12 protein-coding genes are annotated in these 12,566 nt (G+C 70.2%); 7 read left to right on the top strand and 5 right to left on the bottom strand.

Features of this window, described 5'->3' with window-relative positions; all coding sequences use genetic code 11:
• Positions 1-406: sensor histidine kinase (locus tag H4N64_RS34310; RefSeq protein WP_260860145.1), on the top strand; the 406-nt coding region annotated here is incomplete at its 5' end.
• Entirely contained in the window at positions 403-1,086 is a 684-nt protein-coding gene (locus H4N64_RS34315) for a response regulator (protein WP_186286443.1), read from the top strand. The genes H4N64_RS34310 and H4N64_RS34315, both read left to right, overlap by 4 nt.
• On the opposite strand, the gene H4N64_RS34320 is transcribed toward H4N64_RS34315, so the two are convergent.
• Positions 1,083-2,222, bottom strand: a complete 1,140-nt coding sequence (locus H4N64_RS34320) for an SGNH/GDSL hydrolase family protein (RefSeq protein WP_186286444.1) — start codon at positions 2,220-2,222, stop codon at positions 1,083-1,085. The two genes, H4N64_RS34315 and H4N64_RS34320, sit on opposite strands and share 4 nt — an antisense overlap.
• A gap of 9 nt (positions 2,223-2,231) precedes the next feature.
• Positions 2,232-2,801, bottom strand: a complete 570-nt coding sequence (locus H4N64_RS34325) for a TetR/AcrR family transcriptional regulator (protein WP_186286445.1) — start codon at positions 2,799-2,801, stop codon at positions 2,232-2,234.
• 135 nt (positions 2,802-2,936) lie between these two features.
• Here H4N64_RS34325 and H4N64_RS34330 point away from each other — a divergent pair, with 135 nt between their 5' ends.
• Both H4N64_RS34330 and H4N64_RS34335 read left to right on the top strand, forming a co-directional pair.
• A complete protein-coding gene (locus tag H4N64_RS34330) occupies positions 2,937-3,335 on the top strand; it encodes an OB-fold nucleic acid binding domain-containing protein (RefSeq protein WP_186286446.1) in 399 nt (132 codons plus the stop codon).
• Positions 3,336-3,338: 3 nt separating this feature from the next.
• Positions 3,339-4,079 (top strand): DUF3159 domain-containing protein, encoded by a 741-nt coding sequence (locus H4N64_RS34335; protein WP_186286447.1) that lies wholly within the window; start codon positions 3,339-3,341, stop codon positions 4,077-4,079.
• Positions 4,080-4,137: 58 nt separating this feature from the next.
• Here H4N64_RS34335 and H4N64_RS34340 read toward each other — a convergent pair whose 3' ends face one another.
• Together H4N64_RS34340 and H4N64_RS34345 are read right to left on the bottom strand one after the other, a co-directional pair.
• Positions 4,138-4,815 (bottom strand): potassium channel family protein, encoded by a 678-nt coding sequence (locus H4N64_RS34340; protein ID WP_186286448.1) that lies wholly within the window; start codon positions 4,813-4,815, stop codon positions 4,138-4,140.
• On the bottom strand, positions 4,815-5,486 hold the full coding sequence (locus H4N64_RS34345; RefSeq protein WP_186286449.1) for an NAD-binding protein: 672 nt from the start codon (positions 5,484-5,486) through the stop codon (positions 4,815-4,817). The genes H4N64_RS34340 and H4N64_RS34345 overlap by 1 nt, the downstream gene beginning before the upstream one ends.
• Positions 5,487-5,889: 403 nt before the next feature.
• On the opposite strand from H4N64_RS34345, the gene H4N64_RS34350 reads away from it, so the two are divergent.
• Positions 5,890-7,938 (top strand): amino acid permease, encoded by a 2,049-nt coding sequence (locus tag H4N64_RS34350; RefSeq protein ID WP_186286450.1) that lies wholly within the window; start codon positions 5,890-5,892, stop codon positions 7,936-7,938.
• A gap of 70 nt (positions 7,939-8,008) precedes the next feature.
• On the top strand, positions 8,009-9,340 hold the full coding sequence (locus H4N64_RS34355) for a class I SAM-dependent RNA methyltransferase (RefSeq protein WP_186286451.1): 1,332 nt from the start codon (positions 8,009-8,011) through the stop codon (positions 9,338-9,340).
• Positions 9,341-9,868: 528 nt separating this feature from the next.
• On the opposite strand, the gene H4N64_RS34360 is transcribed toward H4N64_RS34355, so the two are convergent.
• Entirely contained in the window at positions 9,869-11,455 is a 1,587-nt protein-coding gene (locus H4N64_RS34360) for a (2,3-dihydroxybenzoyl)adenylate synthase (RefSeq protein WP_186286452.1), read from the bottom strand.
• A 364-nt stretch (positions 11,456-11,819) separates the two neighbouring features.
• Here H4N64_RS34360 and H4N64_RS34365 point away from each other — a divergent pair, with 364 nt between their 5' ends.
• Complete coding sequence (locus tag H4N64_RS34365) at positions 11,820-12,566, top strand: thioesterase II family protein (protein ID WP_186286453.1); 747 nt, start codon at positions 11,820-11,822, stop codon at positions 12,564-12,566.

The raw sequence follows: 12,566 nt of genomic DNA on the forward strand, positions 1-12,566 counted from the left end.
GGAGACCCTGCCCATGGTGGCCGTCGACCCAGGGCTGCTGGAGCGCTCGGTCGCCAACGTCGTGGAGAACGCCGTCAAGTACAGCCCGCCCGGCGCCCCCGTCCTCGTCTCCGCAAGCTCGATCGCCGACCGCGTCGAGGTCCGGGTCGTGGACCGCGGGCCCGGAGTCCCCGACGACGCCAAGGAGCGTATCTTCGCGCCCTTCCAGCGGTACGGTGACGCACCGCGCGGCGCCGGGGTGGGGCTGGGACTCGCGGTGGCGCGCGGGTTCGCGGAGGCGATGGGCGGGACGCTGAACGCGGAGGACACCCCCGGCGGCGGCCTCACGATGGTCCTCACACTGCGCGTCGCCGCCGACGAGCTTGTTCACCCCGTAGTACCGGAACCCGAAAGGCAGGCCACATGACCCGGGTGCTCGTGATCGAGGACGAGCCGCAGATCGTGCGCGCCCTGGTGATCAACCTCAAGGCGCGCAAGTACGAGGTGGACGCCGCGCAGGACGGCGCCAGTGCCCTTGAGCTCGCCGCCGCCCGCCACCCCGACGTGGTGGTCCTCGACCTCGGTCTGCCCGACATGGACGGCGTCGAGGTGATCCGGGGCCTGCGCGGCTGGACCCGGGTACCGATCCTGGTGCTGTCCGCCCGGCACTCCTCCGACGAGAAGGTCGAGGCGCTGGACGCGGGCGCCGACGACTACGTGACCAAGCCGTTCGGCATGGACGAGCTGCTGGCCCGGCTCCGCGCGGCGGTCCGGCGCGCCGAGCCCCCCGGCGGCGGCGAGGAGGACGTGATCGTCGAGACCGGCACGTTCACTGTCGACCTGGCCGCGAAGAAGGTCCACCGGGACGGGGCGGATGTCCGGCTGACGCCGACCGAGTGGCATCTGCTGGAGGTGCTGGTGCGCAACTCCGGGCGGCTGGTCAGCCAGAAACAGCTGCTGCAGGAGGTCTGGGGGCCGTCCTACGGGACGGAGACGAACTATCTGCGGGTGTACATGGCCCAGTTGAGACGGAAGCTGGAAGCCGATCCCTCACATCCGAAGCACTTCATCACCGAGCCCGGGATGGGGTATCGCTTCGAGCGCTAGCCCCCGAAGACGCGTTCCGCGAAGCGGTCGCCGATACGGCGGTGTGTGGCCGCGTCCGGGTGGAGTTCGTCGGGGAGGGGCAGCTCGGCGTAGTCCTGCTCGCCGTAGAGGTCGAGGCCGTTCAGGTAGGTGAGGTTCGGGTCGTCCTGTCGGCGCTGTTCCACGATCCGGGACAGCTCCTCGCGGATCACCGTGAGGGTCAGTTTTCCGGCGGCCCGCTCGGCGGGGTCGCCGAGTGCCTGGAACTTCAGCTTTCCGGTGCTCAGGGCGGCGAGGTCGAAGGCGCCCGGGCCCGGGGTGTCCTCGTGGATGGGGCACAGGATCGGGGAGACGACCAGCAGCGGTGTGTCGGGGTGGCCGTCGCGGATGGTGTCCAGGAAGCCGTGGACGGCCGGGGTGAAGGCGCGCAGCCGCATCAGGTCCAGGTTCACCAGGTTGATGCCGATCTTGACGCTGATCAGGTCGGCCGGGGTGTCCCGGATCGCACGGGCGGTGAAAGGGTCCAGAAGGGCGCTGCCGCCGAAGCCCAGGTTGATCAGGTCGACGTCGGCCAGGGTCGCGGCGCGGGCGGGCCAGGTGCCGGTGGGGCTCGCCGCGTCGGAGCCGTGGCTGATGGAGCTGCCGTGGTGCAGCCACACCTTGCGGCCGCGGTCCGGGAGAGGCTCGATGGGGGCGTCCGTGCGCAAGGCCACGAGTTCCGTGGTCTCGTTGTGCGGCAGCCAGATCTCCACGTCCTTCTCCCGGGCGGGCAGTCCGGTGAAGCGCAGGGTGGCGACCGGTCCTGGCCGGTGCTCGGCGGTGCCGGTCGACATGTCGATGGTGAGGGTATTGCCACCGGTCGCTACCGCCTGGGCGGTCAGAGTGCCGTCGACGAGCAGGTCGTAGACGCCGTCCGGACGGGGCGGGGCGCCGACGTACGTCCGCTTCGTGGGCAGTGTCTTCAGCTGTACGGCGGTGGCGCGGGTGCGGAAGGTCAGCCGTACGCCGGAGGGCTGGGACTCGGCCATGGCGAGCTGGGGGTCGGCGTACTGGGCGCGGGCCCGGGCGGGGAGCCGGTGCGGGAGCAGGCCGTGCTCGGTGTGCTCCAGGTCGAGGGCGCCGCGGACGAGGGCGGGGGTGAGGGGCGTGGAGTACATGAACGACCTTCAGGCTTGGGGCCAGTTGCGCAGGGTGGCGTCGAGGGCGTCCAGGATGCGGGCCCAGGACTCCTCGCTGTCGGGGGAGCTGTGGCTGAAGCCTCCGGCCAGCTCCAGGTCGACGTAGCCGTGGAAGACGCTGCCGAGGAGGCGGACGGCGTGGGTCTGGTCCGGCTCGGTCAGGTCGTAGCCGCGCAGGATGGCCCGGGTCATCTGGGCGTGCCGTACGCCCGCGCTCTGCGCCGCCGTCTCCGGGTCGAGGCGGAAGCGGGCCGCGGCGTAGCGGCCGGGGTGGGTGCGGGCGTAGTCGCGGTAGACGTCGGCGAACGCGGTCAGGGCGTCCTTGCCGGCCCGGCCCGCCAGCGCGTCGGCGGCCCGGTCGGCGAGCTCCTCCAGGGCCAGCAGGGCGATCCGGGTCTTGAGCTCCTGGGAGTTCTTCAGATGTGAGTACAGGCTGGCGACCTTGACGTCGAAGCGGCGGGCCAGCTCCGACACGGTCACCCGGTCGAAGCCGACCTCGTCGGCGAGCTCCGCCCCGGCCCGGGTCAACAGCTCCGGAGTGAGTCCTGCGCGTACCATGACCGTCCTTTCCTTTACCGAAAGCCATTGTGGGATTGCCTAAAAGCTTTAGGCAAGTCGAGGGGTGCTCACCACCGGTTCGAGGCCCCTCCCCGCGGGTACGAAGGTGTCGGTGCACCCCGGTACGCTTCAGACATGAGTTCTGTTCCTCGTTCCGAGAAGCCGGCGGGCCGGTTCCGGCGCATGCTCGACCGGCTCTCCTCGTCGCAGGAGGACCTGGAGTCCGAGGAACTGCGCGAGGACGCCGAGACGGCCGGCTGCACACGCATCGGTGACTGCCGTGACCGACAGATAGTCACCGTTACTGGTACCTTGCGCACGGTCACTCTGCGGCCGCGTGCCGGAGTCCCGGCCCTGGAGGCCGAGCTGTTCGACGGCTCCGCCGCGCTGGACGTGGTGTGGCTCGGCAGACGCTCCATCGTGGGAATCGAGCCGGGGCGCAAGCTGATCGCATCGGGCCGGATCTCGATGAGCCGGGGCCGCCGGGTGCTCTTCAACCCGAAATACGAACTGAGACCCCTCGGACGGGAGTAGCCGGTGACGTCGCTCGACAAGCCGACCGAAGACACCACCGCAGACGCTGAGCAGGATGCCCGGGCGGTGACCGAGGCCGCGCTGTTCGAGGCCTTCGGCGGCATGCGCGGCATGATCGAGACGGTGCTGCCCGGACTGCTCTTCGTCACCATCTACACCATCAACAAGGACCTGCACCTGTCGGCGATCGCCGCGCTCGGTGTGTCCCTGCTGCTCGTCGTCGTCCGCCTGGTGATGAAGGACACCGTCAAGCACGCCTTCAGCGGTGTCTTCGGCGTGGCCTTCGGTGTCGTCTTCGCGATGATGACGGGCAACGCCAAGGACTTCTATCTGCCCGGCATGCTCTACACGCTGGGCCTGGGTCTGACGTACATCATCACCACGCTGTGCGGTGTCCCGCTGATCGGGCTGATCCTCGGCCCGGTGTTCAAGGAGAACCTCTCCTGGCGCAAGCGGAACCCGGGGCGCAAGAAGGCGTACGCGAAGGCCAGTTGGGCCTGGGGCCTGATCCTGCTCGCCAAGTGCGCGATCCTCTTCCCGCTGTACTGGTGGGCGGACACCGAGCAGTTGGGCTGGGTCCTGGTCGCGCTGAAGATCCCGCCGTTCCTGCTGGCCGTCTGGCTGACGTGGGTCTTTCTGGCGAAGGCGCCCGCTCCCATCGACGTGTTCGCGGAGATGGAAGCGGCGGAGAAGGCCGAGAAGGCCGAGGAGGAGCGCAAGGCCGCGGCCCGGTCCGCCGAATAGAGCAAGCGAAAGGGCGCCCTGGACCTCCCAGGGCGCCCTTTCGTTGTCGTGACCCCGCTCAGCCCGCCGTGTCCTCGCGGCGCACCGACAGCAGGTCCTCCAGTTGTTCCTCGCGGGCCTGGGCGGCCACGAACAGGAGCTCGTCGCCCGCCTCCAGCGAGTCGTCCCGGGACGGGGTGAGCACCCGGGTGCCGCGGATGATCGTGACCAGCGAGGTGTCCTGCGGCCACTCCACATCACCGACCTGGGTGCCGGCCAGGGCCGACTCCTCGGGCAGGGTCAGCTCGACGAGGTTGGCGTCGCCGTGGCTGAAGCGCAGCAGGCGGACCAGGTCGCCGACGCTGACCGCCTCCTCGACCAGGGCGGACATCAGGCGGGGGGTGGAGACGGCGACGTCGACGCCCCAGGACTCGTTGAAGAGCCACTCGTTCTTGGGGTTGTTGACGCGGGCGACGACGCGCGGGACGCCGTACTCCGTCTTCGCCAGCAGGGAGACGACCAGGTTCACCTTGTCGTCGCCGGTCGCGGCGATCACGACGTTGCAGCGCTGGAGCGCCGCCTCGTCCAGGGACGTGATCTCGCAGGCGTCGGCGAGCAGCCACTCCGCCTGCGGGACGCGCTCGACCGAGATGGCGGTCGGCGCCTTGTCGATCAGCAGGACCTCGTGGCCGTTCTCCAGCAGTTCGCCCGCGATCGAGCGGCCGACGGCGCCGGCACCGGCAATGGCGACCCTCATCAGTGACCGCCCTCCTCTTCGGGACCCTTGGCGAACGCCGCCTCGACCTTGTCGACCTCGTCGGTGCGCATCATCACGTGCACCAGGTCACCCTCCTGCAGCACCGTCTGCGAGCTGGGCAGGATGGCCTCGCCGAGGCGGGTCAGGAACGCCACGCGGACGCCCGTCTCCTCCTGAAGCTTGCTGATCTTGTGGCCCACCCAGGCCGTGGAGGTGTGCACCTCGGCGAGCTGGACGCCACCGGTGGGGTCGCGCCACAGGGGCTCGGCGCCCGAGGGCAGCAGCCGGCGCAGCATCTGGTCGGCGGTCCAGCGCACGGTCGCGACCGTGGGGATGCCGAGGCGCTGGTAGACCTCGGCGCGGCGGGGGTCGTAGATCCGGGCCGCGACATTCTCCACGCCGAACATCTCGCGGGCCACGCGCGCGGAGATGATGTTGGAGTTGTCACCGCTGGAGACGGCGGCGAAGGCGCCGGCCTCCTCGATGCCCGCCTCGCGCAGGGTGTCCTGGTCGAAGCCGATGCCGGTGACCCGGCGGCCGCCGAAACCGGGGCCGAGTCGGCGGAAGGCGGTAGGGTCCCGATCGATCACAGCGACCGTGTGCCCCTGTTGCTCCAGGGTCTGGGCGAGAGCGGAACCCACTCTTCCGCAGCCCATGATGACGATGTGCACGACCGTCCTTCCAAGGTGAAGAGATACTGCTCAGCCAGATCAGGGTCTCAGATCGACGCCCAAGCTACACACGCGCGGTAGGACGTCGGCACCCCTGTGCACGGTTGCCGTGCGTTCGAGACGATCAGCGGCGGCTGATGCTGCGGACGCTGGCGAGTGTCAGGATTCCGAGGCCGACGAGAGCGGTGGCGGCGCCGATCAGCTGGGCGGTGGTGTCCATGGGGCCTCCGGAGGGCGGCAACGGCGAGAAAAATCAGCGGGTTTAGTCATATAGGCATGCCGATGCCGCGAGCTGCGGAATCCGCAGCCGCGCCGCCTCCGATTTCACCCGGAGGGCAGGGGCCGCGCGGAACTGGGGTGGCGGGTGGGCGGCAGCCCGTTCGAACGCCTACGATCCTCTGTTGTGTCCAAACTGACCGACGTGCCCAAACGGATTCTGATCGGGCGCGCACTGCGCAGCGACCGGCTCGGGGAAACGCTCCTGCCGAAGCGCATCGCACTTCCCGTCTTCGCCTCCGACCCGCTGTCCTCCGTGGCCTACGCGCCCGGCGAGGTGCTGCTGGTCCTGTCCATCGCGGGCGTGTCGGCGTACCACTTCAGCCCCTGGATCGCGGTCGCGGTCGTCGTCCTGATGTTCACGGTCGTCGCCTCCTACCGGCAGAACGTGCATGCCTACCCGAGCGGCGGCGGCGACTACGAGGTCGCCAACACCAACCTCGGCCCCAAGGCCGGGCTGACCGTGGCCAGCGCGCTGCTCGTGGACTACGTCCTCACCGTGGCCGTGTCCATCTCCTCCGGCGTGGAGAACCTGGGCTCCGCCGTCCCGTTCGTCGTGGAGAACAAGGTCCTGTGCGCCATCGGCATCATCGTGCTGCTGACGCTGATGAACCTGCGCGGGGTGAAGGAATCCGGCAGCCTCTTCGCGATCCCGACGTATGTCTTCGTCGTCGGTGTCTTCATCATGATCGCTTGGGGCGCCTTCCGGGGTGTGGTCCTCGACGAGACCATGAAGTCGCCGACCGCCGACTTCCATATCGAGGCCGAGCACGAGGGCCTGGCCGGCTTCGCCCTGGTCTTCCTGCTGCTGCGCGCCTTCTCCTCCGGCTGTGCGGCGCTCACCGGCGTCGAGGCGATCAGCAACGGCGTCCCCGCCTTCCGCAAGCCCAAGTCCAAGAACGCGGCGACCACGCTCGCCCTCATGGGCTTCTTCGCGGTCACCATGTTCTGCGGCATCATCGGGCTCGCCATGGTCACCGATGTGCACATGGCGGAGAACCCGGCCAAGGACCTGATCGACAACGGTGTGCCGGTCGGCGCCGACTATGTCCAGGACCCGGTGATCTCGCAGGTCGCGGCCGCCGTCTTCGGTGACGGCACGTTCTTCTTCGTGCTGCTCGCCGCCGCCACGGCGCTGGTCCTCTTCCTCGCCGCGAACACCGCGTACAACGGCTTCCCGCTGCTCGGCTCGATCCTCGCCCAGGACCGCTATCTGCCCCGCCAGCTGCACACCCGCGGCGACCGCCTCGCGTTCTCCAACGGCATCGTGCTCCTCGCCGGCGCGGCCGCACTGCTGGTGTGGATCTACGGCGCCGACTCCACGCGGCTGATCCAGCTGTACATCGTCGGCGTGTTCGTCTCCTTCACGCTCAGCCAGACCGGCATGGTCCGGCACTGGAACCGTCATCTGCGCACCGAGACCGACCAGGCCAAGCGCCGGCACATGATCCGCTCCCGGGCGATCAACACCTTCGGCGCCTTCTTCACCGGCCTGGTGCTGGTCGTCGTCCTGGTCACCAAGTTCTCGCACGGCGCCTGGGTCGCGCTGCTCGGCATGGTGATCTTCTACGTGACCATGAGCGCGATCCGGAAGCACTACGACCGGGTCTCCGAGGAGATCGCCGCCCCCGAGGGTCCGAGCGACGACAGCGTCCGCCCCTCTCGGGTGCACTCCGTGGTCCTGGTCTCCAAGATCCACCGGCCCACGCTGCGCGCCCTCGCCTACGCCAAGCTGATGCGCACCGACACCCTCGAAGCGCTCAGCGTCAACGTCGACGCGGCCGAGACCAAGGCGCTCAAGGCCGAGTGGGAGCGGCGCGGCATCGACGTACCGCTGAAGGTCCTCGACTCGCCCTACCGCGAGATCACCCGGCCGATCATCGAGTACGTCAAGAACCTGCGCCGCGAGTCGCCGCGCGACGCCGTGTCCGTGATCATCCCCGAGTACGTCGTCGGACACTGGTACGAGCATCTGCTGCACAACCAGAGCGCCCTGCGCCTGAAGGGCCGGCTGCTGTTCACGCCGGGTGTCATGGTGACGTCGGTGCCCTACCAGCTCCAGTCCTCCGAGGTCGCGAAGAAGCGGGCCCGCAAGCGGCAGGAGTGGAACGCGCCGGGTTCCGTGCGGCGTGGTCCGGCTCAGGAGCGGGCGAAGGAGTCCTCGAAACAGTCGTAGACTGGTGGGCTGTTGTCCGGCCCTTTCGGTGTCCGGCCCGTTCCCCTTACGCATCTGGAGTCACCCCGCCATGCAGGCAGAACCGAAGAAGTCGCTGGTGGGGCTGGAGTACGAGGTCGAGGTCGGCCCCGTCGCCCACGGCGGTCACTGCATCGCCCGCACCGACGAAGGCCAGGTCCTCTTCGTGCGGCACACGCTGCCCGGGGAGCGGGTCGTCGCCCGGGTCACCGAGGGCGAGGAGGGCGCCCGCTTCCTGCGCGCGGACGCCGTCGAGGTGCTCGACGCGTCCAAGGACCGCATCGAGGCGCCCTGTCCCTACGCCGGTCCGGGCCGCTGCGGCGGCTGCGACTGGCAGCACGCCAAGCCGGGGGCGCAGCGGCGGCTGAAGGGCGAGGTCGTCGCGGAACAGCTGGCGCGGCTCGCCGGGCTCACGCCCGAGGAGGCCGGCTGGGACGGCACGGTGATGCCCGCCGAGGGCGACAAGCTGCCGGCCGGGCAGGTGCCGCAGTGGCGCACGCGCGTGCAGTACGCGGTGGACCCCTCGACCGGCCGGGCGGGGCTGCGCCGGCACCGCTCGCACGAGGTCGAGCCGATCGAGCACTGCATGATCGCGGCCGAGGGCGTGAGCGAGCTCGGCATCGAGCGGCGGGACTGGCCCGGGATGGCGTCGATCGAGGCGATCGCGGCGACGGGATCGCAGGACCGCCAGGTGATCCTCACGCCGCGCCCCGGCGCCCGCCTGCCGATCGTCGAGCTGGACAAGCCGGTGTCGGTCATGCGGGTCGGAGAGAAGGACGGCGGCACCCACCGCGTCCACGGCCGCCCCTTCGTCCGCGAACGCGCCGACGGCCGCACCTACCGGGTCGGCAGCGGCGGCTTCTGGCAGGTCCACCCGAAGGCGGCGGACACCCTGGTCACGGCGGTGATGCAGGGCCTGCTGCCGCGCAAGGGCGAGATGGCGCTGGACCTGTACTGCGGAGTGGGCCTGTTCGCGGGGGCGCTGGCGGACCGGCTCGGTGAGGCGGGCGCGGTCCTCGGTATCGAGTCCGGCAAGCGCGCGGTGGAGGACGCCCGCCACAACCTCGCGGACTTCGACCGGGTACGGATCGAACAGGGCAAGGTCGAGGCGGTGCTGCCGCGGACCGGTATCACCGAGGCCGACCTCATCGTCCTGGACCCGCCTCGGGCGGGGGCGGGCCGGAAGACGGTGGAGCATCTTTCGTCGCTGGGGGCGCGGCGGATCGCGTATGTGGCGTGCGATCCGGCTGCGCTGGCCCGGGACTTGGGGTACTTCCGGGACGGGGGGTATCGGGTGCGGACGTTGCGGGTGTTCGATCTGTTTCCGATGACCTCGCACGTGGAGTGCGTGGCTATTCTTGAGCCCGCTGCGAAAGGCCTCTGACGTGCAGTTTTGTTAGCCGGCTCCGGGGTTGCCGGGTGTGCTCGACCTGTTTCCCGAAAGTCCACCGCGTGGAGCGTGGCGCAGGATGGCGCCCCACGTATCACCTGCGGCTTCACCCAGCGGGGCATGGCGGGGAGCGCTCTGCCTCGAGATGGTGAGGGCGCTCGGGGAAACGTCCTGTCCCTCGTTCGACGCTGATTCCGACGGGGCGTCATGGCACTCACTCGGCGGTCTGTCAAGCTCGGGTCGAGGGTCCTGGCCGGTTGACCTCGTGCTGGACGGCGGCCGTGTGGTCACGCCCAGGGCGCCGACGGCGGAGGGGGGCGTTGCTCGCCAGACGCGTACATCGCGCCGGTGCCTGGGCCGAGCGGACTGCTCATCCGCCGCTCACGAGCCGGTGTGCGGCATGGTCGGCGGAAGGGCCGGGCAGTTCCCAGTGCCGTGGTGGGATTCCGGGCGGATGCGGTGGCCAACCGGCCGAGGCAGGCGCGGAACGTACACAGGCTCCGTCCCGCGCCCCGGGCATCATCAGCGTTCCGAGCCGGCGATCCCTGCGCGCAGTGCCTTCTTGTCCACCTTCCCCATCGGTGTGCGCGGAAGCTGCGGCATCGAGATCAGCCGGTCGGGGATCTTGAAGGCGGCCAAGCCGCGGCCCCTGAGGAACTCCTTCATGGCGGACGGGCGGACGTCCGCCTCGTTGAGGACGACGAACGCGTAGGTCCGTTCGCCGAGCACGGTGTCCGCCACGCCGATCACGGCCGCGTCCTGCACGGCGGGGTGGGTGCGCAGATGCCGCTCCACCTCCTCCGCGGAGACCTTCTCGCCGGCCCGGTTGATGACGTCCTTGATCCTGCCGACGATCATGATGTTGCCGTCCGGCCTGCGCCGGACGAGGTCGCCGGTGCGGAAGAAGCCGTCCGGCGTGAACGAGCGGGCGTTCTCCTCCGGGGCCCGGTAGTACCCGCGGATCGTGTACGGGCCCCGCACCTGCATCTCGCCCGCCTCCCCGTCGGGCACGGGGTTTCCCGACTCGTCGACGATCCGGACCTCGTCACCCGGTGACATGGGGCGGCCGTCCGTGTTGATGGCCGCCTCCTCCGGGTCGTCGAGCCGGGTGTGGGTCAGCAGCCCCTCGCTGATCCCGTACCACCGCTGGATCCGGCAGCCCAGCACCTGGGCCGCACGGCGCGCCAGGGCCGGGTCGAGCGGGGCACTGCCCACCTGGATCAGCAGACGGGACAGTTCGCCGGGCGGTCGTCCGGAATCGGCCCACAGCCGCAGCACCGAGGGCACGACCGTGGTCACGGAGACGGCCTCGCGGCGGATCAGCGAGAAGACGTCGTCGGGCCGCACGCTCGACGTGAGGACCGCCTTCCCGCCCAACAGGAGACTGCCGAACACGCCCGGACAGGCGAGGGCCGCCTGGTGCGCGACCGGGTTGACGGCGAGGTACACCACCTCCGGGCCCACCTGCATCGCCTCCGCGCTGGCCCGCATGACGTACTCGTAGTCGTCGTGGGTCCGGGGAATCAGCTTCGGCAGTCCGGTGGTGCCCCCGGAGAGCAGGAACAGCGCGGGGTCGGACGCGTCCACCCGGGGTAGCACGACGTCCTGGGCGTCCAGCGACTCCAGCGATATGAACTCCTGGGCGTCGCCGCTGACGATCACGTGCGGGACCGACGGGATCTCCCGGGCGATCGTACGGAAGTCGAACCCGCCGAACTCGTCCTTCACCACATAGGCAACAGCCCCGGAGTGAGCGCACAGATGCGCGATCTCGGTCCTGCGGTGACCGGGCAGCGCCAGCACCGGGATCGCTCCGGCCCGCAGCAGCGCGAAGACCACAACGACGAACTCGGGGATGTTGGGGAGGTGCACCACCACCCGGTCCAGGGGCCTGATGCCCAGTCCGATCAGGCCGCCCGCCAACCGGTCCGCCCGCCGGGACAGCTCCGCGTACGTCATCCGGCGTTCGCCGCACACCACGGCCACCCGCTCGGCGTTCCGTTCGCACGACTCGTGCAACAGGTCGCCGATCGGCCGGCCGAGCCAGACTCCTGTCCGGCGCAGGTCCGCCGCGAGTTGTTCGGGCCAGTGCACAAAACCGTCAAGCATGATCGCGTTCCCTTTCAGCGGTCGGTCGAGGCGTGGATCGAGGGGCGCGGAGGCCGGGTGGAGCCGCGGGTGCCCTCGGTCCGTCCTGGCCGCGGGCCAGCGGCAACGCGGCTGGAGGGCGGGTGCCTCCAGGCGGTGGCGGGCGGTGTCCGGTGCGGTGGTGCGCGACGTCCGCGCGCGACGTGAGCCTGGTGCCGTGCGGCGGCCTGCCTGCGGTCCTTGCTGTCCTGTCCCTTGGCATCGTCAGCGCCGCGGTCCACCGCCCCCCGATCTCTTGCCGACATCTGTCGCGGGCCACGCGAATCCGCGACGAGTGGAAAACATGGTGCGGACGGAACGATGGCCGGCCAGGAAGGCGAAGAGGATGAGCCGGATACGGGAACGTGGCTGGGTGCGGTCGATGACCGCCGGTGACCCTCTCGGCGTGCGGGTGGTGTGCTTCCCGCACTCGGGGGGCTCGGGGATCGCCTTCGGCGAGTGGGCGGCCGCGGTGCCGCCCGGTGTGTCGCTGATGGCCGTCCAGTACCCGGGCCGTGGCGACCGCTTCGGAGAGCCGCCCGTGGACGACGTGGCCGCGATGGCCGGGTGCGTGGCGGCGGAGCTGCTGCGGATGCCGCCGGGCGACCACGTACTGTTCGGGCACAGCCTGGGCGCGCTGGTCGCCTACGAGACCGCCCTGCTGCTGCGGGACGCCGGCGAGGAACCCCTGGCGCTCTGCGTGTCCGCCGCTCTGCCGCCCGGACGGATGAACAACAGCAGCATCCACCTGGCACCCGACGACGAGTTCTGGACGACGCTGTGCGCGCTGGGCGGCATCGAACCCGCGATCGCCGAGAACGCCGAGCTGCGCGACCTCCTCTTGCCCGTCATCCGCTCGGACCTGCGGGCCCACGCGACCTATCGGCCCCGTCCCGGCACCCGTCCGCTGTCCTGTCCCGTGAGCTGCTACCACGGCGAGGGCGACCCGTTGGTGGAGCAGGCCCAACTGGCGGGGTGGGCGAGCGTCACCTCCGGTGGCTTCAGGGGAACCGTGCGGCCGGGCGGGCATTTCCACGTGACGACCGACGTCGCGGAACTCGTCGCGGACGTGCTGAGCCAGGGACGGAAGTGA

The organism is Streptomyces cupreus (assembly GCF_014257025.1).
GTDB lineage: Bacteria > Actinomycetota > Actinomycetes > Streptomycetales > Streptomycetaceae > Streptomyces > Streptomyces cupreus.